Here is a 17,557-nt window from a genome sequence, read left to right as displayed (position 1 = left end):
CTGGCCGAGAGTCGAGGGCCCGAGGAGGTGAGAGGCGGGGGGCCGGTCCTGACGGTCTGGCCGCGTTGGTCGGTCCACCCAGCAGTGGGTGGCCACTCGTTCCCGGCGCCCCCGCCCGAACCCCACTGTGACTCCGGTCACACGAGAGGGTCAAGTCCGGCCCGGCGTGTCGTCGCGTCGGCGCGTCAGCCGACGCGATGGCACGGGTCGGCTTCCGGTCTCCGTCCGCTCCTCGCTCGTTCCTCGCTGCGATGCTCCCTCGGCCGTCAGCCGACGCGGCGGAGCACGTCGGGCGAGAGCTGGCCGACCGCCGTGTGCCCGGTCAGCCCCATCGTCAGGTCGAACTCGCCGACCACGTCGGACACGACCTGGCGCACGCCCTCCTCGCCGGCCAGCCCCAGCCCCCACGCGAACGGCCGGCCCAGCAGGACGGCGCGGGCGCCCAGTGCCACCGCGGTGAACACGTCCGCCCCGGTGCGCACCCCGCTGTCGAGGAGCACCGGCGCCCGGTCGCCGACGGCCGCCACCACGTCCGGCAGCGCGTCGAGCGCCGCCACCGACCGGTCCACCTGGCGCCCGCCGTGCGTGCTCACCACGAGGCCGTCCACACCCTCGTCGAGCGCGCGCCGCGCGTCGTCCGGGTGCAGCACGCCCTTGAGCAGGATCGGCAGCCGGGTGCGGCCGCGCAGCCAGGCCAGGTCGGCCCAGGTGATGGACGGGCGGGAGTAGATCGACAGGAACGTCTCGACGGCGGCCCGTGGCAGCGGCGAGCGCAGGTTGTCCAGCAGCGGCCCCGGCCACGCCCGCGCCATCCCGACCAGCGCCCGCACCGCGGCCACCGTCGGCCGCGGCTGCCGGTCCCGCCGCGCCGCGGCCACGGGCTGGGCGGGGGCGGGCGCCGCCGCGCGCTCCTCGACCAGCCGCCGGAACACCGGGTCGGAGGTGTACTGCGCGATGCCCTTGCCGAGGGCGAACGGCAGGTGCCCCAGGTCCAGGTCGCGCGGCCGCCAGCCCAGCATCGTGGTGTCGAGGGTGACCACCAGCGCCTCGCAGCCGCTGGCCTCGGCCCGCCCGACCAGGCTCTCGACCAGCTCGTCGGACGTCGACCAGTACAGCTGGAACCAGCGCGGCGCGGCCCCCATCGCCGCGGCGCACTCCTCCATGGGCACCGACGCCTGGTTGGAGAACACCATCGGCACGCCCAGCCCGGCCGCGGCGCGCGCCACCGCGAGGTCGGCGTCCGGGTGCACCAGCTCCAGGGCGCCGACCGGGCCCAGCAGCACCGGCGCGGGCAGCCGCCGTCCGAACAGCTCCACGGAGGTGTCGCGGACGCTCACGTCGCGCAGCACCCGCGGGACGACCGCCCACCGGTCGAAGGCCGCCCGGTTGGCTTGCTGGGTGGCCTCGGTCCCGGCGCCCCCGGCCACGTAGCCGTAGGCGCGGGCGCTCAGGTGCTCGCGCGCCCGCCGCTGCAGGGCCCGCGCGGCGGTGGGCACCCGCGGCCGCCGCCCGTACACCCCGGCGCGGTACACCTCGTCCTGCCGACGCCGGCCGGTCCCCGCCGCAGAGTCCACCCGGTCACCGTAGTGAGGCCCCCGTCACAGGCCCCGTCCCGGCCCGGACCGGCTTTTCCCCGACACGCCGCCACGACACGCGCAACCGGGCCGAAAGCCCACTCCGCCGGGGCATCCCGCCGGTCATCATGGGAGCCGCGCACGGCGCATCACGGATGTGCCGGCGTGCAGGAACACCAGGGGGAAGTACACGTGCCGGTCCTCACACGGGCATGTCCGCGGGCCGGACGCAGCGCCTCGCTCCTCCCGGCCGCCGTGCGGATGCTCGGGCTGATGGCCGTCCTCGCGTGTGCCGGCATCGCCGCGGCGTCCCCCGCGGCCGCCGTCGACGACCCCAGCCGGCCCGACGCCCGGGTCACGCACGGCCCCAGCTGCCGTCCCGGCGGGGTCGTCGTCGAGGTCACCGGGGGCACCGTCGCCTACGCCGTCACCCTCGCCACGACCCGGCAGCCGGCCGGCGAGGCCGTCGCGCAGGTGGCTCCCGGCGCGGTCGTCGTGCTGAGCACCGGCGACGTCGACTGGGGCGAGACCATCGACCCCCTGCTGCGGTACGCGGCCCTCGACGGCTCGGGCACCGCCTACGTCGACGAGCTCGAGGGTTACAGCTTCACCCGGCCGGCCGCCGAGGACTGCGCCGCCATCGCCCCGCCGCCCGCCGCCGGGATCCCGCCGATCGCGCTCCCCGACGGCGGTCCGCTCGACGCCGGCGAGGTCGAGCCGGCCGCCGTGGACGCGGCTCCGCAGGAGGCGGCGGCGCGGTCGTCGCTCCCGGGGGACGACGGCGTCGCGTGGCCGGTGCTGGCCGGGTCGGTCGCCGTGCTGGTCGCGGGGGCGGGGCTGGCCGCCCGCTCCGGGCGCCGCGGCACCCGGCCGCCGGCCTCGCCGCCGGGCGGTCCGCCGCCTCCCGGGAGCGCCTGAGCGCTCCGTCGGTGACCATGGAGGGGTGCCGCGCCCCGAGGACGCCCTCGCGCAGGACCTCTCTCCCGACGACGTCCCGCCCGATGTCGCCCACCTGCCCGGAGCGGCTCCGCGCCCGGCCGAGACCTGGTTGCGGATCGTGCAGGTGCACGACCGCATCACGCGGCGCGTCGACTCCGCCCTCCACCTCAAGCACGACCTGTCCCTCACCGGCTTCGAGGCGTTGCGGCGGATCGCCGACGCCCCCGACGAGCGGGCCACCATGGGTGAGGTCGCCGAGGCGATCGGGCTCTCCCGCGCCGGGGTGACCAGCACGGTCAGCCGGCTGGTGGCCGACGGCCTCGTCGTCCGCGAGCGCACGGCCGGGGACCGGCGCCTGCTGCACGCCCGCCTCACGCCGGCCGGGCGGGCGAAGGTCGAGGAGGCGACGCCCACCCACGACGGGCTCGTCGCCCACCTGCTCACTCTCCTGGGTGACGACGCGGCCGTCGTCACCGATGCACTCGCCCGGGTGTCCTCGGCGGCGCGATCGCGTCGCTGACCTGCGCTTTCGCGCTCCGGACGACGACGGGCGCAGCCTGCGCTGAAATCACTTCAAGCCCGTAGTGTTTCCCGCGTCCTCGAGGCGGGCAGGACGCGATCATGCAGGTGGGGATCGAGGAGTGCTCCGTGGTCGTGCCGACGGTCGGCCGGCCGTCGCTCGACGTGCTGCTCGACGCCCTCGCGCAGGCCCCGGGTCCCCGCCCCGCCGAGCTCGTCCTGGTCGACGACCGCCCGCCCGGTGCACCGCTGCGGCCGGAGCGACCGGGGCTGCCACCGGTCCGGGTGGTCCGCACCGGGGGCGGCGGTCCGGCCCGTGCCCGCAACCTCGGCTGGCGCACCGCCCGCACCGAGTGGATCGCCTTCCTCGACGACGACGTGGTGCCCGACCCCGACTGGTACGAGCGGCTCGCCGCCGATCTCACCGCCCTCGGCCCGGACGTCGCCGGCAGCCAGGGCCGGGTCCGCGTGCCCCTGCCCGAGGGGCGCCGCCCCACCGACTGGGAGCGCGGCACCGCCGGCCTGGCCACCAGCTCCTGGATCACCGCCGACCTGGCCTACCGACGCAGCGCCCTCTCCGCCGTCGGCGGCTTCGACGAGCGCTTCCCGCGGGCCTTCCGCGAGGACTCCGACCTGGCCCTGCGGATCATGGACACCGGCGCCCGGCTCACCCGCGGGCAGCGATGGATCACCCACCCGGTGCGGCCGGTCGACCGCTGGGTGAGCCTGCGGGTGCAGGCGGGCAACGCCGACGACGTCCTCATGCGCCGCTTGCACGGGCGGGACTGGCGCGAGCGCGCCGACGCCCCGCTCGGCCGTCGTCCGCAGCACCTGGCGGTCACCGCCGCGGGGGTGGCCGCGCTCGGCCTGGCCGCCGCCCGCCGCCCGCGGGCCGCCGCCGCGGCGGCGCTGGCCTGGGCCGCCGGGACCGCCGAGTTCGCCTGGGCCCGCATCGCCCCGGGGCCGCGGGACCGGGCCGAGGTGACCACGATGCTGGCCACCAGCGCGCTCATCCCCGCGCTGGCCACGGGGCACTTCCTGCGCGGGCTGGTGCAGCACCGCCGGGTGCGGCCGTGGAAGGGGCTGCCCGACCTGGTGCTGTTCGACCGCGACGGCACGCTGGTGCGCGACTACCCCTACAACGGCGACCCGGAGCTGGTACGGCCGGTGCCGGGCGCGAAGGCGGCGGTCGACGCGCTGCGCGCCCGCGGCGTCCGGGTCGGCGTGGTGAGCAACCAGTCCGGCGTCGCCCGCGGGCTGATCACCCGCGACCAGGTGGACGCCTGCATGGCCCGGCTGGACGAGCTGCTCGGCCCGTTCGACACGATCCAGGTCTGCCCGCACGGGCCGGACGACGGCTGCACGTGCCGCAAGCCGGCGCCGGGCATGGTCAAGGCCGCCTGCGCCGAGCTCGACGTCGAGCCGGCCCGCTGCGTGGTGATCGGCGACATCGGCGCCGACGTCGACGCCGCGGCCGCCGCCGGGGCCTCGGCGATCCTCGTTCCCACCCCGGTGACGCGGAAGGCCGAGGTCGCCGCCGCCCCGCACCGCGCCGACACCCTGACCGCGGCGGTCGACGACGTCCTGGCGGGGGAGTGGTGAACCGCACGGTGCTCGTCGCCCGGCTGGACTCGGCCGGCGACGTGCTGGTGCAGGGCCCGCTGGTACGCGCCGTGGCCGCCGGCGCCGACCGCGTCGTCTTCCTCGCCGGGCCGGCCGGCGCCGAGGCCGCGCGGCTGCTGCCCGGCGTCGACGAGGTGTGGACCTGGGCCTGTCCCTGGATCCTGGGCGACCCGCCGCCGGTCGACCCCGCCGACCTGGCCGCGCTCACCGACCGCGTGCGCGCCCTCGCGCCGGACGAGGCGGTGGTCTCCACGTCCTTCCACCAGTCGCCCCTGCCCCTGGCGCTGGTGCTCCGCACGGCCGGCGTGCCCCGGATCTCCGCGACGAGCGTCGACTACCCCGGCTCGCTGCTCGACGTCCGCCACCGGGTGGACCACGACCTGCCCGAGCCGGAACGGGCCCTGTCCCTCGCCCGCGCCGCCGGGTTCGAGCTGCCGCCCGGCGACGACGGCCGGCTGGAGGTGCGCCGGCCCCTGCCCCCGGTCGCGCACGAGCCCGGCTACGTCGTGCTGCACCCGGGGGCGAGCGTCCCCGCCCGCGCCTGGCCCGCGCAGCGCTGCGCGGAGGCGGTCTCGGCGCTGGCCGACGCCGGGCACCGGGTGCTGGTGACCGGGGGGCCGGGGGAGCGCGAGCTCACCGCCGCCGTCGCCGGCAGCCGCGGGGTCGACCTCGGCGGGGCGACGAGCCTGGCGGAGATGGCGGCGCTGCTCGACGGCGCCGCCGCGGTCGTCGTCGGCAACACCGGCCCGGCGCACCTGGCCGCCGCCGTCGGCACGCCGGTCGTCTCGCTGTTCTCCCCGGTCGTGCCCGCCGCGCGCTGGGCGCCCTACGGCGTGCCCACCGTGCTGCTCGGTGACCAGGAGGCCCCCTGCCGCGGCACCCGGGCCCGGGAGTGCCCGGTGCCCGGCCACCCCTGCCTGACGTCCGTGACCGCGGCCGACGTCGTCGCGGCTGTCGAGAAGGTGGTGAGCGCGTGAGGGTCCTGCTCTGGCACGTGCACGGCTCGTGGACGACGGCGTTCGTCCAGGGCCGGCACGACTACCTGCTGCCGGTGACGCCCGATCGCGGTCCCGACGGGCTGGGCCGCGCCCGCACCTGGGACTGGCCGGCCTCCGCCCGCGAGGTGACCCCCGAGCAGCTGCGCGACGAGGACGTCGACGTCGTCGTCCTGCAGCGGGTGCGCGACCTGGAGCTGGTGCGCGCGTGGCTGGGCCGCGAGCCGGGCCGGGACCTTCCCGCGGTGTTCCTCGAGCACAACGCGCCGGGGCTGGAGCCCGACGACGGACCGGTCCCGCACACCCGGCACCCGCTGGCCGACCGGTCGGACATCCCGATCGCCCACGTCACCCACTTCAACCGGCTCTTCTACGACAACGGCCGCGCGCCGACGACGGTGATCGAGCACGGCATCGTCGACCCCGGCGAGCACTGGACCGGGGAGCTGGCCCGCGCCGCCGTCGTCACCAACGAGCCGGTGCGCCGCGGCCGCACGGTCGGCGCGGACCTGCTGCCGGGGCTCGCCGCGGTCGCGCCGGTCGACGTCTTCGGCATGGGGCTGTCCGGCCTGCACGAGCGCTACGGCCTCGACCCCGGCCGGGTCGCGCTGCACGACGACCCGCCCCAGGCCGTCATGCACGCCGAGCTGGCCCGCCGCCGGGTGTACGTGCACCCGGTCCGCTGGACCTCCCTCGGGCTGTCGCTGCTGGAGGCGATGCACCTGGGCATGCCGGTGGTCGGCCTGGCCACGACCGAGGTGGTGGAGGCGGTGCCGGCCGAGGCGGGCGTGCTGTCCACGGACCCCGAGCGTCTCTGGGGTGCGGTGCGCACGTTCCTGCACGACGAGGACGCCGCCCGGCTGGCCGGCAAGGCCGCCCGCGCGGCGGCGCTGGAGCGCTACGGGCTCCAGCGCTTCCTGACCGACTGGGACCGGCTCTTGGAGGAGGTGACGCGGTGAAGATCGATCTCGTCAGTGAGCACGCCAGTCCACTGGCCGCGATCGGCGGCGTGGACGCCGGCGGGCAGAACGTGCACGTCGCCGCCCTCGCGGCCGGGCTCGCCGCGCGCGGGCACGAGGTCACCGTGCACACCCGCCGCGAGGACCCCGAGCAGCCCGACCGCGTGCCCACCGCCGACGGCTACGACGTCGCGCACGTGACCGCGGGGCCGGCGCGGGTGCTGTCCAAGGACGACCTGCTGCGGCACATGCCCGAGTTCGCGTCGGTGCTGCGCCGGACCTGGGCCGCGGCACCGCCGGACCTGGTGCACGCGCACTTCTGGATGAGCGGGCTGGCCGCGGTCGCGGCGGCGGGCCCGGGGCGGGCGGGGATCCCCATCGTGCAGACCTTCCACGCCCTCGGCTCGGTCAAGCGCCGCCACCAGGGCGCCGCCGACACCTCACCGCCGCAGCGGGTCGAGCTCGAGCGGGCGCTGTGCCGCAACGTCAGCCACGTCGTCGCCACCTGCACCGACGAGGTGTTCGAACTGCGCCGGCTGGGGCTCGACCGCGACCGCGCCTCGATCGTGCCGTGCGGGGTGGACACCGCCGTGTTCACGCCGAAGGGGCCGGTCGCCCCGCGCACGCCCGGCCGGCAGCGGCTGCTGGTGCTCGGCCGGCTGGTCGAGCGCAAGGGGCAGGACGACGCGGTCCGGGCGCTGGCCGCGGTACCGGACGCCGAGCTCGTCGTGGTGGGCGGGCCGCCGGCTGACGCGCTGGACGCCGACCCCGAGGTGCGCCGGCTGCGCGCGGTCGCAGAGACGGCGGGCGTCGCCGACCGGCTGGTGTTCACCGGCGCGGTGGCGCGGGCCGACGTCCCGGCGTGGATCCGCTCGGCCGACGTCGTCCTGGCCGTGCCCTGGTACGAGCCGTTCGGGATCACGCCGCTGGAGGCCATGGCCTGCGGCCGCCCCGTGGTGGCCACCGCCGTCGGCGGGCTGCAGGACTCCGTCGCCGACGGCGTCACCGGTGACCTGGTCCCGCCGCGGGACCCCGAGCGGCTCGGCGCGGTGCTCGCCGCACTGCTGGCCGACGACGCCCGGCGGGCCGCCTACGGCGCGGCCGGGGTGCGCCGGGCCCGCACCCGATACCGGTGGGCCCGCGTGGTCGCCGACACCGAGACCGTGTACCGGCAGGTCCTCGACGGCCCCGGCCGGACCGAGAAGACCCAGACGAGCGCCGTGGAGGTCGCCCGATGACTGTTGCTCCCCACTCCGCGAGCGAGGTCGTGTCCCCGGACACCTGCACCCACCTCACCGGCGCCGACCACGTGGCCTCGCTGAGCGCCGCGCTGGGGTCGCTGACCGGGCAGCTCGACGCCCTGGACCGCTGGGGGCGGCTGATCGCCGACGTGCTGTGCGGGGAGTCGCGCGGCCGGCTGCTGGCCGCCGGCAACGGGGGCAGCGCGGCGCAGGCGCAGCACCTCACCGCGGAGCTGGTGGGCCGCTACCGCGCCGACCGGCCGCCGTTCTCGGCGATCTGCCTGACCGCGGAGACCTCGTCTCTGACCGCCATCGTCAACGACTACCCGGGCGAGGAGCTGTTCGCCCGCCAGGTCGAGGCGCACGGCCGGGCCGGTGACGTGCTGGTCCTGCTGTCGACGTCGGGCCGGTCGCCGAACGCGGTCGCCGCGGCCCGCCGGGCGCGCGAGTGCGGCATCACCGTGCTGGCGATGACCGGCCCGGCGCCGAACCCGCTGGCGGCGGCCGCCGACGACGCGGTCTGCATCGACTCCCCGTGGACGGCGACCGTGCAGGAGTGCCACCTGGTCGCCCTGCACCTGGTCTGCGCGTCCTTCGACGCGGCGGTGCTGGCCGAGCCGGCGCGGGTGCCGGAGACCCGGCTCGGGGTCGTCCAGTGAACGGTCCGCTCGTCGTCGTCGGGGACGCGCTGCTCGACGTCGACCTGGTCGGCACGGCGTCCCGGCTCACCCCGGACGCGCCGGTGCCGGTCGTGGAGGACGTCGAGAGCCGCGAGCGCCCCGGCGGCGCGGCCCTGGCCGCGGTGATCGCGGCGGCGGCCACCTCCCGCGAGGTCGTGCTGGTGACCCCGATGGCCTCCGACGAGGGCGCCGACCGCCTGCGGGCGCTGCTGGCCGGCCGGGTGCGGCTGGTCGAGATCCCGGCGACGGGCGGGACGGCGGTGAAGCGGCGGGTCCGCGTCGGCGACCACTCGGTGGTGCGGATTGACAGCGGCTCCCCGGTCGCCGGCCTCGGCCCGCTGCCGGCCGAGGCCGTGCAGGTGCTCCGCGACGCCGCGGCCGTCCTGGTGGCCGACTACGGCCGCGGGACGACGGCGGCTGCCGACGTCAGGGCCGCCCTGGCCGAGGCCGGCGGCCCGGTCGTGTGGGACCCCCACCCGCGCGGCGCGGACCCGGTGCCGTCGGTCCGCCTGGTGACCCCGAACGGCGCCGAGGCCGCCCGCGTGGCGGCCACCGTGGGCGCGCCGGCCGACGGCGACGGGCTGGCCGCGGTCGGCGCCCGTGCCGAGGCGCTGATCCGGCACTGGGGGGTCGGCGCGGTCGCGGTGACCCTGGGCGCCCGCGGCGCGCTGCTGTCCTACGGCGAGGGCGCGCCGATGGTGGTGCCGGCGGTGCCGGTGACCGGCGGCGACCCGTGCGGCGCCGGGGACTCCTTCGCCGCGGCCGCGGCGCTCGCCCTGGCCGACGGCGCGGTGACCGGCGAGGCGGTGGCCGCCGCGGTGGCCGCAGCCGGGGCGTTCGTGGCGCGCGGCGGGGCCTCGGCGTGGGACACCGCGCCGGAGTCCGACGTGCCGCTCGCGCCGGGCGTCGACGGCGTGCTCGCCCGCGTGCGGGCGGCCGGCGGGACGGTGGTGGCCACCGGCGGCTGCTTCGACCTGCTGCACCCCGGCCACGTCGCCACGCTCCGCGCGGCCCGCGGTCTGGGCGACTGCCTGGTGGTGTGCATCAACTCCGACGAGTCGGTGCGCCGGCTGAAGGGGCCCTCCCGCCCGCTGGTGACCGCGGCCGACCGCGCGCGGGTGCTGGAGGCGCTGGAGTTCGTCGACGCCGTCGTGGTGTTCGACGAGGACACCCCGGCCGAGGTGATCGACCGGCTGCGCCCCGACGTGTGGGCCAAGGGCGGCGACTACGCCGGCGCCGACCTGCCCGAGGCGGCGGTGCTGCGGCGCTGGGGCGGTCAGGCCGTTGTGCTGCCCTACCTCGACGGACACTCCACGACCGCCCTGGTCGAGCGCTCCCGCGTCTAGCGGCAGAAATGGCCATTTCTGCCCTCAGAGACGGGCGGCCGGTCGCGGTCGTGCTGCGGCCGCTGGGGCTGGGCGATCTGCTCACCGGCGTCCCGGCGATCCGGGCGGTGCGGGCGGCCGTTCCCGGGCACCGCCTGGTGCTCGCGACGACGACCGCGCTCGCGCCGCTCGCCGGCCTGGTCGACGCGGTCGACGAGGTGCTGCCCGCCCGCGAGCTCGAGCCGCTGGACTGGGCGGGCCCCCCGCCGGAGCTCGCCGTCGACCTGCACGGCAAGGGCCCGGCGTCGCACGTCGTCGTCGCCGACCTGCACCCGGACCGGCTGCTCACCTTCGCCAGCCCCGGCTACCCGGGCCCGACCTGGTACCCCGACGAGCACGAGGTCCGCCGCTGGTGCCGGCTGGTGTCCGAGGGGCTGGGCGTGGCCGCCGACCCGGACGCGCTGGACCTCGCGGTCCCCGCCGTGCCGTCGCCGGCACCCGAGGGGGTCGCCCTGGTGCACCCCGGCGCCGCCTTCCCCGGACGGCGCTGGCCGCCCGACCGCTTCGCCGCGGTCGCCCGGCACCTGGCCGCGGCCGGCCTGGACGTGCGGGTCACCGGCGGCCCGGCCGAGGTCCCGCTGGCCGGCGCGGTCGCCTCGGCGGCCGGCCTGGGCGAGGACGCGGTGCTGGCCGGGCGGACGTCGACGCTGGAGCTGGCCGCGGTCGTCGCCGGCGCCCGCGTCGTGGTCAGCGGCGACACCGGGATGGCGCACCTGGCGACGGCCTACCGGCGCCCGTCGGTGCTGCTGTTCGGCCCGGTGTCCCCGACGCTGTGGGGACCGCCGCCGCGGGCCGCGGGCGGAGCAGCGCTGCACGTCGTCCTCTGGCACGGGGACGGCACCGGCGACCCGTGGGGCACCGAGCTCGACCCCGCGCTGCAGAAGGTGACGGTCGCCGAGGTGACCGACGCCCTCGACGACCTGCTCGCCCGGACCGGCGACGACCTGCCCGCCCGGACCTGAGACGACCGGGCCCGCCCGGTCCCGAGAGTTGTTCCGCGGGAGCTCGTGCTCTGCCCACTCCGGTGGGCAGAGCACGACCTTCCCGGAACGGTGCCACCCCCGCGGCGTCGGCCCGACCCGCAGTGCCGGAGGACCGCGCTGTCACGGGCTCAGCGCTGGCGCAGCGCGTCGAACAGGACCGTCTGCAGGTCGGCGGGGTCGACGGCGGAGTACGCCTCGCCGCCCGTGGCCTCGGCGATCTCCTGCAGCGCGTCGAGGTCGGCGTCCGGGCCGAGGGCGACGCCGATCACCTTGATCGGCCGGTCCTCGTCCGCCTCGTCGCGCAGCGTCTCCAGCAACGCGTCGAGCTCGACCCCGTCGTCGTCGTTGGTGCCGTCGGTGACCATCAGCACGCTGTTCACCGCGGTCGGGTCGAAGTCCGCCCGCGCCGCGCGGACGGCGGCCAGCGTCGTGTCGTACAGGCCGGTGCCGCCGGGGCTGAGCCGGTCGGGGACGGTGTCGAGCTGCTGGTCGAGCAGGTCGCGCTGGGTGTCGCCGTCGACCTCGGCGTCGAGGGCGCGCGTCGGCACGAGCTCCGACCAGTCCTGGTCGCCCTCCAGCTCGTTGGCGAAGACCCACAGGCCGAGCGCGAAGTTGCCCGGCACCAGCGCCAGGGTGCTCTGCGCGGCGTCCCGGGCCAGCGTGGCGCGGGTGCCGTCACCGGCCGGGGCCTCCATCGACGTGGACACGTCGAACACGGTGAGGATCCGCGACGGCGCGGCCAGCTCGGCCAGCTGCGCCAGCAGCGACTGCACCTGCGCGGGGTCGAGCAGCAGCGCCTCGGGTGCCTGCTCGCGCGTGCCGGTCGCCTCGCCGGCCTGCGGGGGAGCGGCACCGTCGGCGTCCCGGAACCCGGCCTCCCGGACGGCGGTGCGCGCCGCGTCGGAGGTCAGCGCCGACACCACGGCGGCCACCGTCGTCGCGTCGGCACCCGAGGCCGAGCCGACCCGCACGACCGGGTAGTCCAGCGACGGCGAGCCCTCGCTGGGGTAGACCGCGACCAGCGAGGGGTCCTCTGCGCTGGTGTTGGTGGCGTACACCTCCTGCTCGCTGACCGGCACCAGCGGCGCGTCGGCGTCGTCCGCCCCCGCGGCCTCCAGCGCGTCGGCCGGCGAGACCGACGGGCCGCGTTCGGCGGCCAGCACGGCCTGGACGACGGCGTTGTCGGCGTCCTCCCCGCCGCCCAGCGCGGCCCGGACGGCGCCCAGCGCGGCCAGCCCCTCGGCACTGGTGGCCAGGTCCGGCACGGCGAGGCCCTGGTCGCTGGCCAGCGCCTGGCCCCACCCGGGCGGCGAGTCGTCCCAGCCCAGCTCCGCGACGGCGGCCCGGCTGGTCGCCAGCACGACCGGGGAGGTGGCCATCGAGCCCGCCGTCTCCAGCGGGACCTCGCCCGCCCGGGCCGGCCACAGCGAAGAGTCGGGCACCCAGACGTGCGGCAGGTCGCCCGGCTCCAGCGCGCTGAGGTCCCCGAGGGTCTGCACCGGTTCCTGCGCGGTCACCTCGGCGCCCGCGCAGTCGCCGTCCGCCACGCCCTCGGCGTCGGCCAGCACGCGGTCGGCGACGGAGGCCAGCTCCGGGGCCACGGCCACCCGGACGACGGCGGTCGTGTCGCAGTCGGCGTCACCGGCGCTGACGACCCACCAGGTGACGCCGCCGGCGACCAGCACCACGAGCGCCACGGCCGCGGCGATGAGCAGTTGCGGGGTGACGGCGACGCCCCGTCGGCCGGCGGACGTGTCGGCGTGGCGGCCCATCGTGCAGTTCCCCCGTCGGTCGGTCAGGGTCTCGTCGACGGCGACCCCCGCGACCGCCCCTGCTCACAGATTAGATGCGTCCGGTGACGGAGGGGCGTCGGGCGACCGGCGTCACCCGGCGGCGGCCACCGCCGACGTCTGCTGCTCGGCGAACCAGGCCACCGTCCGTCGCAGCCCCTCCTCCGACGGCACCGTCGGCCGCCAGCCCAGCAGCTGCTCGGCGCGGGTGGTGTCGGGCCGGCGCACCTTGGGGTCGTCCACGGGCAGGTCGATGAACTCGATCGGCGAGGATGACCCGGTCAGCTCGCGGATCCACTCGGCCAGCCGGAGCATCGACAGCTCGTCGGGGTTGCCGATGTTCACCGGGCCCGCCTCGGCGGAGAACGCCATCGCGAGGATGCCGCGCACCGTGTCGTCGACGTAGCAGATCGACCGCGTCTGCGAGCCGTCCCCGGCGACGGTGAGCGGGCGGCCGGACAGCGCCTGCCCGACGAACGCGGGGATGGCGCGGCCGTCGTCCGGGCGCATCCGCGGGCCGTAGGTGTTGAAGATCCGGACGATGCCGGTGTCGGTGCCCTTCGACGTCCGGTACGCGGTGGTCATGGCCTCGCTGAACCGCTTGGCCTCGTCGTACACCCCGCGCGGGCCGACCGGGTTGACGTTGCCCCAGTAGTCCTCCTCCTGGGGGTGCTGCAGCGGGTCGCCGTAGACCTCGGAGGTGGAGGCGAGGACGTACCGGGCGCCCTTGTCGTGGGCCAGGCCGAGGGTGTGCAGGGTGCCGAGGCTGCCCACCTTGAGCGTCTCGATGGGCATCTTCAGGTAGTCCAGCGGGCTGGCCGGCGAGGCGAAGTGCAGCACCAAATCGACCGGGCCGGGGACGTGCACGTAGTCGGTAACGTCGCACCGGACCAGCCGGAAGCCCGGGTGCTCCATGAGGTGGACGACGTTCTCCGGGGAGCCGGTGAGGAAGTTGTCGAGGCAGACGACCTCGACGTCCCGCTCGAGCAACTGCTCGCACAGGTGGGAGCCGAGGAACCCGGCCCCGCCGGTGACCACTGCCCGCCGGATCGTCCGTGCCGCGTGCACCATGCCTGCTCCCCTCGCCTCGGGCGCGTGACCGAGCGCGCCGAGGCGCGGCATACCCCCAAGATCAGCGGTACACACTTCGACTTCTAAGTGTTCTCGCCGGGGCCCGGTCCAGAGCCCCGGCTCCGGCCCCCTGCAGGGGCCTGCCGCGAGCTCGCGAGCGGTGGGGAGCAGGGCGTCCTCTTACTGCAGGTAGCCCTCGACCTGCTGCTCGGGGCGGGGCTGGGCCTCGTCGGGGTCCTGCCCGTACTGGCGCTTGGCGTCCCGCTGGCGGAGCAGGTCCCACAGCTGGTCGCGGTCCTCCTCGATCTGGCGGAGCCGGGCGCGGTCCTCGTCGGTGTGCTCACCGCTGTCGCGCAGACGGTGCTCCTCCTCGACCAGCGCCTCGATGCGGCTGCGGATCTCGCTGTCGTCCATGTCGCCTCCCTGCCCGCCGCGCGGCGGGCGAAACGGGCGTCAGCCGACGTCCGGCGTCCAGCCCTCCAGGAACGCGGCCAGCCGCCCGGTCACCGCGCCGCCGGCGCGGCCGAGCGCCAGCAGCGCCGTCCGGTCCAGCGGCACGCGGACGCCGCGCCGTCCGGCCGGCGCCCCCGCGCGGACGGCGTGCCCGGCGGCGACCAGCTCGCGCCACGGGCGGGCCAGCTGGGCCTGCACCCGGGCCAGCGCGGCCGCGGTCGGGCCGGCGTTGCCCTCGACCATCGCCGTGACGAACGCCGGGTCGCTGGCGATCACCCGGGTGCCGTCGCGGAAGCTGCCGGCGGCCAGGGACAGGGCCAGCGGGCCGGCCTCCCCGGCCGCGGCGGCCAGCGCCGCGGCGAGCAGGTGCGGGACGTGGCTGATCGCGGCCACCGCGTCGTCGTGCTCCGCGGCGGTCACCGGGACCACCTCGGCGCCGACGGCGAGCGCGACCTCGGCCACCCGCAGCCACCGCGGCAGCTCGGTGCCCGGCTCCAGGCAGACCGCCCAGCGGGCGCCGGCGAACAGGCCCGGGTCGGTGGCGGCGTGCCCGGACCGCTCCGTGCCGCACATCGGGTGGCCGCCGACGTACCGGCTCCCGAGGGCCGCGCCCAGCTCGTCCAGCACCGGCACCTTCACCGAGCCCAGGTCGGTGACCGTCGCGTCGGGCGCGACGGCGAGCCCCTCGAGGGCCCGGGCCATGGCCGGCAGCGGGACGGCGAGGACGACCACCCCGGCCATCTCCCGGTCGATCCGCACCCCCCGGGCCGCGGCGGCCTCGCGGGCGGCGGGGTCGACGTCCCACCCGGTGACGGGGCGGCCCGCCGCGACGAGGGCCGCGGCGAGCGAGCCGCCGAGCTGGCCCAGGCCGACGACGCCGACCGGCGGTGCGGGCATCGTCGGCACGGGGAACGAGGAGGTCACGCGGTCCCCCAGGGGCGCTCGGTGCGGAACACCCGCGCCAGCGCGGTCGCGACCAGCCGGCCGTCCTGCGCGCGGGCGTCGATGCGGTAGACCGCGGTGCGGCTGCTGCGGTGCACCTCGATGCCCTCGGCCACCAGCCGGTCACCCGGCCGGCCGGGCGCGAGGAACTCGGTGTGCACGTCCTGCGCGACGGCGACCGTCCCGTGGCTGTTGCTCACCGCCGCGTGGACGACGTCGAGCAGCGCCATGGTCGCGCCGCCGTGCGCGGTGCCGACGGCGTTGAGCAGCTCGGGACCGACGGTCATCGCGGCGCGGGCGTAGCCGGGGCGCACCTGCTCGAGCGCGATCCCCAGGTGCCCGGCCAGCGGGTCGGCCGCCAGCCGGGCGAAGAGCGCGGGGTCGACGTCGGCACCGTCGTCGGGCGCGGGATCGGCCATGATCAGAGGCTATGACCCCCGCGCTCCTCCGCCGTCACGCGCCATGACCCCGCGGTCGTTCCTGCTCACCGCGGAGCTCAGCGACTACGTCCGCGCCTCCTCCGAGCCGCCGGACGACGTCGCCGCCGACCTGCTGGCCGAGACCGCCACCCTGGCCGACCGGGGCGAGGTGCCGCCGACCTTCCAGATCGCCGCCGAGCAGGGCACGTTCATGCAGCTGCTCACCGGCGCCCTCGGCGTCCGCCGGGCGATCGAGATCGGCACGTTCACCGGCTTCTCCGCGCTGTGCATCGCCCGCGGGCTGCCCGCCGACGGCTCGCTGCTCTGCCTGGACCGCAGCGAGGAGTGGACGGCGATCGCGCGGAGGTACTGGGCGCGGGCGGGGCTCGCCGACCGGATCGAGCTGCGGCTGGGCGACGCGCACGAGTCGCTGCGCGCGCTGCCGGCCGAGCCGACGTTCGACCTGGCCTTCGTCGACGCGGACAAGACCGGCTACGCCGCCTACGTCGACGAGCTGCACCCGCGGCTGACCGACAACGGGGTCGTGCTGCTGGACAACACCCTGGCGGGCGGCCGGGTGCTCGACCCGCAGACGGACAACGAGCGGGCGATCGCCGAGCTCAACGCCGCGCTGGCCGGCGACCCGCGCTGGGAGACCGTGCTGCTGCCCCTCTCCGACGGGCTGACCATGCTGCGCAAGCGATGAGCGACGAACCGAGGTCGAGCTGGGCGGTGCGGGTCAGCCGCCCGACCGGGCGCTGGCAGGTGGAGCTGCTGGCCTCCGACGCGGCCGACGAGCTGCCGGTGCTGGAGCGGGCCCTCGGCGAGCCGGGCGCCGACGAGTGGCCGGGGCCGTTCGTGGTCGTCGTCGACTCTCGGCTGTACTTCGTCGTCCTCCGGCACGGGCCGGGCGGCATGGTGCGGGCGCTGATCTCCGACGCGACCATGCAGGAGTGGGTGCTCGCCGCCGAGGTGGTGGAGCGCTACGGGATCGCCGTCGACGCCGACGGCGCCTTCGACGACGACGAGACCGGCTGGCCCGGCGGTGACCTGGACGTCTTCGCCGACGACGGGCTCCCCGCCGAGCAGCTGCGGCCGATCGTCACCGCCGACGACCTGTGGGCCGACGAGATGGTCGCCGCCATCGCCGCGCGGCTCGGCTTCGCCGACGAGCTCGCCGCGGCGGTGACGCCGTGAGCGGGAGGGTCTCCGCCGTCGTCTTCGACCTCGGCGGGGTGCTCACCGAGAGCCCGATGCCGGCGTTCGCCGCCTACGAGGCCGAGGCGGGGCTGCCGGAGGGGCTGATCCGGCGGCTGAACACCATCGACCCCGACACCAACGCCTGGGCGCGGTACGAGCGCAGCGAGCTCGACGCCGCCGGCTTCATCGACGCCTTCGAGGCCGAGGCACTGGCCGCCGGGCACCGCCTCGACGCGCGCCGGGTGCTGGCTGCGCTGGCCGGGGAGCTGCGCCCGGCGATGGTCGCCGCCGTGACCCGGCTGCGGGACGCGGGGCTGCCCCTGGCGCTGCTGTCCAACAACGTCGCGCCCATGGAGCGCACCGGACGGCTCGGGGAGCTGCTGGCGCTGTTCGACGCGGTGGTCGAGTCCTCGCTGGAGGGCGTGCGCAAGCCCGAGCCGGAGATCTACCGCCGCGCGCTGGCCCGGTTGTCCGAGGCCGTCGGCCGGGCGATCGAGCCGGCGGACTGCGCCTACCTCGACGACCTGGGCATCAACCTCAAGCCCGCCCGGGCGATGGGGATGCACACCGTCAAGGTCGTGGACCCGACCGCCGCGCTGGCCGAGCTGTCGGACCTCGTCGGACTCGACCTCCTGTCGGTGGCGGGCCCGTGACCCCGCCCCTGGCACACCCGTCTCCCCGCGCAGTCGTGCTCTGCCCACCCTGGCGGGCAGAGCACGAGCTCCCGGAGAGCACGGGGGCGGCCGTTCCTTCGTGCTCTGCCCACGGTGGTGGGCAGAGCACG

General features: G+C 77.1%; 18 protein-coding genes. 12 read left to right on the top strand and 6 right to left on the bottom strand.

Translation table 11 applies throughout. The features are described from left to right. Positions 1–266: 266 nt before the first annotated feature. Positions 267–1,574: an alpha-hydroxy-acid oxidizing protein gene (locus ACI79D_RS22620; protein ID WP_456920769.1), complete on the bottom strand. Its 1,308-nt coding sequence runs from the start codon at positions 1,572–1,574 to the stop codon at positions 267–269. Between the two features lie 273 nt (positions 1,575–1,847). Between ACI79D_RS22620 and ACI79D_RS22615 the strand changes: the two genes are divergently transcribed. From ACI79D_RS22615 to ACI79D_RS22575, 9 genes are all read left to right on the top strand, one after another. Then, positions 1,848–2,492 carry a hypothetical protein gene (locus tag ACI79D_RS22615; RefSeq protein ID WP_456920767.1) on the top strand — a complete coding sequence of 215 codons (645 nt, stop codon included), beginning with the start codon at positions 1,848–1,850 and terminating at the stop codon, positions 2,490–2,492. Between the two features lie 25 nt (positions 2,493–2,517). Then, a complete protein-coding gene (locus tag ACI79D_RS22610; RefSeq protein WP_456920766.1) occupies positions 2,518–3,033 on the top strand; it encodes a MarR family winged helix-turn-helix transcriptional regulator in 516 nt (171 codons plus the stop codon). Between the two features lie 101 nt (positions 3,034–3,134). Beyond that, positions 3,135–4,634 carry an HAD-IIIA family hydrolase gene (locus ACI79D_RS22605; RefSeq protein ID WP_456920765.1) on the top strand — a complete coding sequence of 500 codons (1,500 nt, stop codon included), beginning with the start codon at positions 3,135–3,137 and terminating at the stop codon, positions 4,632–4,634. Further along, entirely contained in the window at positions 4,631–5,632 is a 1,002-nt protein-coding gene (locus ACI79D_RS22600; protein WP_456920764.1) for a glycosyltransferase family 9 protein, read from the top strand. Before ACI79D_RS22605 ends, ACI79D_RS22600 begins: the two co-directional genes overlap by 4 nt. After that, on the top strand, positions 5,629–6,609 hold the full coding sequence (locus ACI79D_RS22595; RefSeq protein ID WP_456920763.1) for a glycosyltransferase: 981 nt from the start codon (positions 5,629–5,631) through the stop codon (positions 6,607–6,609). Before ACI79D_RS22600 ends, ACI79D_RS22595 begins: the two co-directional genes overlap by 4 nt. Next, entirely contained in the window at positions 6,606–7,847 is a 1,242-nt protein-coding gene (locus tag ACI79D_RS22590; protein ID WP_456920762.1) for a glycosyltransferase, read from the top strand. The genes ACI79D_RS22595 and ACI79D_RS22590 overlap by 4 nt, the downstream gene beginning before the upstream one ends. Continuing rightward, positions 7,844–8,509: a D-sedoheptulose-7-phosphate isomerase gene (locus ACI79D_RS22585; protein ID WP_456920761.1), complete on the top strand. Its 666-nt coding sequence runs from the start codon at positions 7,844–7,846 to the stop codon at positions 8,507–8,509. The genes ACI79D_RS22590 and ACI79D_RS22585 overlap by 4 nt, the downstream gene beginning before the upstream one ends. Continuing rightward, positions 8,506–9,876 (top strand): D-glycero-beta-D-manno-heptose 1-phosphate adenylyltransferase, encoded by a 1,371-nt coding sequence (rfaE2, locus tag ACI79D_RS22580; RefSeq protein WP_456920760.1) that lies wholly within the window; start codon positions 8,506–8,508, stop codon positions 9,874–9,876. Before ACI79D_RS22585 ends, rfaE2 begins: the two co-directional genes overlap by 4 nt. A 50-nt stretch (positions 9,877–9,926) precedes the next feature. Continuing rightward, positions 9,927–10,877: a glycosyltransferase family 9 protein gene (locus tag ACI79D_RS22575; protein ID WP_456920759.1), complete on the top strand. Its 951-nt coding sequence runs from the start codon at positions 9,927–9,929 to the stop codon at positions 10,875–10,877. 149 nt (positions 10,878–11,026) lie between these two features. Here the strand turns inward: ACI79D_RS22575 and ACI79D_RS22570 are convergent, their stop codons facing one another. The 5 genes from ACI79D_RS22570 to ACI79D_RS22550 all read right to left on the bottom strand — a co-directional run bounded on the left by ACI79D_RS22570 (position 11,027) and on the right by ACI79D_RS22550 (position 15,573). Continuing rightward, positions 11,027–12,670 (bottom strand): VWA domain-containing protein, encoded by a 1,644-nt coding sequence (locus ACI79D_RS22570; protein WP_456920758.1) that lies wholly within the window; start codon positions 12,668–12,670, stop codon positions 11,027–11,029. 111 nt (positions 12,671–12,781) lie between these two features. After that, on the bottom strand, positions 12,782–13,759 hold the full coding sequence (locus tag ACI79D_RS22565; protein ID WP_456920756.1) for a UDP-glucuronic acid decarboxylase family protein: 978 nt from the start codon (positions 13,757–13,759) through the stop codon (positions 12,782–12,784). A gap of 180 nt (positions 13,760–13,939) precedes the next feature. Beyond that, positions 13,940–14,173 (bottom strand): DUF2630 family protein, encoded by a 234-nt coding sequence (locus ACI79D_RS22560; protein ID WP_456920755.1) that lies wholly within the window; start codon positions 14,171–14,173, stop codon positions 13,940–13,942. Between the two features lie 39 nt (positions 14,174–14,212). Then, a complete protein-coding gene (locus ACI79D_RS22555) occupies positions 14,213–15,136 on the bottom strand; it encodes a prephenate dehydrogenase/arogenate dehydrogenase family protein (RefSeq protein WP_456920753.1) in 924 nt (307 codons plus the stop codon). Further along, positions 15,133–15,573 carry a PaaI family thioesterase gene (locus ACI79D_RS22550; RefSeq protein ID WP_456920751.1) on the bottom strand — a complete coding sequence of 147 codons (441 nt, stop codon included), beginning with the start codon at positions 15,571–15,573 and terminating at the stop codon, positions 15,133–15,135. The genes ACI79D_RS22555 and ACI79D_RS22550 overlap by 4 nt, the downstream gene beginning before the upstream one ends. A gap of 43 nt (positions 15,574–15,616) precedes the next feature. Here ACI79D_RS22550 and ACI79D_RS22545 point away from each other — a divergent pair, with 43 nt between their 5' ends. From ACI79D_RS22545 to ACI79D_RS22535, 3 genes are read left to right on the top strand one after another with little or no spacing between them, the layout of a single operon-like run. Next, on the top strand, positions 15,617–16,279 hold the full coding sequence (locus tag ACI79D_RS22545; protein ID WP_456920750.1) for an O-methyltransferase: 663 nt from the start codon (positions 15,617–15,619) through the stop codon (positions 16,277–16,279). Beyond that, entirely contained in the window at positions 16,276–16,770 is a 495-nt protein-coding gene (locus tag ACI79D_RS22540) for a tRNA adenosine deaminase-associated protein (protein ID WP_456920749.1), read from the top strand. The genes ACI79D_RS22545 and ACI79D_RS22540 overlap by 4 nt, the downstream gene beginning before the upstream one ends. Next, complete coding sequence (locus tag ACI79D_RS22535; protein WP_456920748.1) at positions 16,767–17,426, top strand: HAD-IA family hydrolase; 660 nt, start codon at positions 16,767–16,769, stop codon at positions 17,424–17,426. Before ACI79D_RS22540 ends, ACI79D_RS22535 begins: the two co-directional genes overlap by 4 nt. Positions 17,427–17,557 lie beyond the last annotated feature (131 nt).

It is taken from the genome of Geodermatophilus sp. SYSU D00708 (assembly GCF_054050115.1).
Note: the sequence above shows the minus strand (reverse complement) of the source record. Positions and strands in the feature narration are given on the sequence as shown.

What these genes read in the sequence shown, in the direction of transcription:
- ACI79D_RS22615 (WP_456920767.1), top strand. Translation starts at nt 1,848, where the DNA reads ATGGCCGTCCTCGCGTGTGCCGGCATCGCCGCGGCGTCCCCCGCGGCC.
- ACI79D_RS22605 (WP_456920765.1), top strand. Translation starts at nt 3,135, where the DNA reads ATGCAGGTGGGGATCGAGGAGTGCTCCGTGGTCGTGCCGACGGTCGGC.
- ACI79D_RS22585 (WP_456920761.1), top strand. Translation starts at nt 7,844, where the DNA reads ATGACTGTTGCTCCCCACTCCGCGAGCGAGGTCGTGTCCCCGGACACC.
- ACI79D_RS22570 (WP_456920758.1), bottom strand. Translation starts at nt 12,670, where the DNA reads ATGGGCCGCCACGCCGACACGTCCGCCGGCCGACGGGGCGTCGCCGTC.
- ACI79D_RS22565 (WP_456920756.1), bottom strand. Translation starts at nt 13,759, where the DNA reads ATGGTGCACGCGGCACGGACGATCCGGCGGGCAGTGGTCACCGGCGGG.
- ACI79D_RS22560 (WP_456920755.1), bottom strand. Translation starts at nt 14,173, where the DNA reads ATGGACGACAGCGAGATCCGCAGCCGCATCGAGGCGCTGGTCGAGGAG.
- ACI79D_RS22550 (WP_456920751.1), bottom strand. Translation starts at nt 15,573, where the DNA reads ATGGCCGATCCCGCGCCCGACGACGGTGCCGACGTCGACCCCGCGCTC.
- ACI79D_RS22545 (WP_456920750.1), top strand. Translation starts at nt 15,617, where the DNA reads ATGACCCCGCGGTCGTTCCTGCTCACCGCGGAGCTCAGCGACTACGTC.
- ACI79D_RS22540 (WP_456920749.1), top strand. Translation starts at nt 16,276, where the DNA reads ATGAGCGACGAACCGAGGTCGAGCTGGGCGGTGCGGGTCAGCCGCCCG.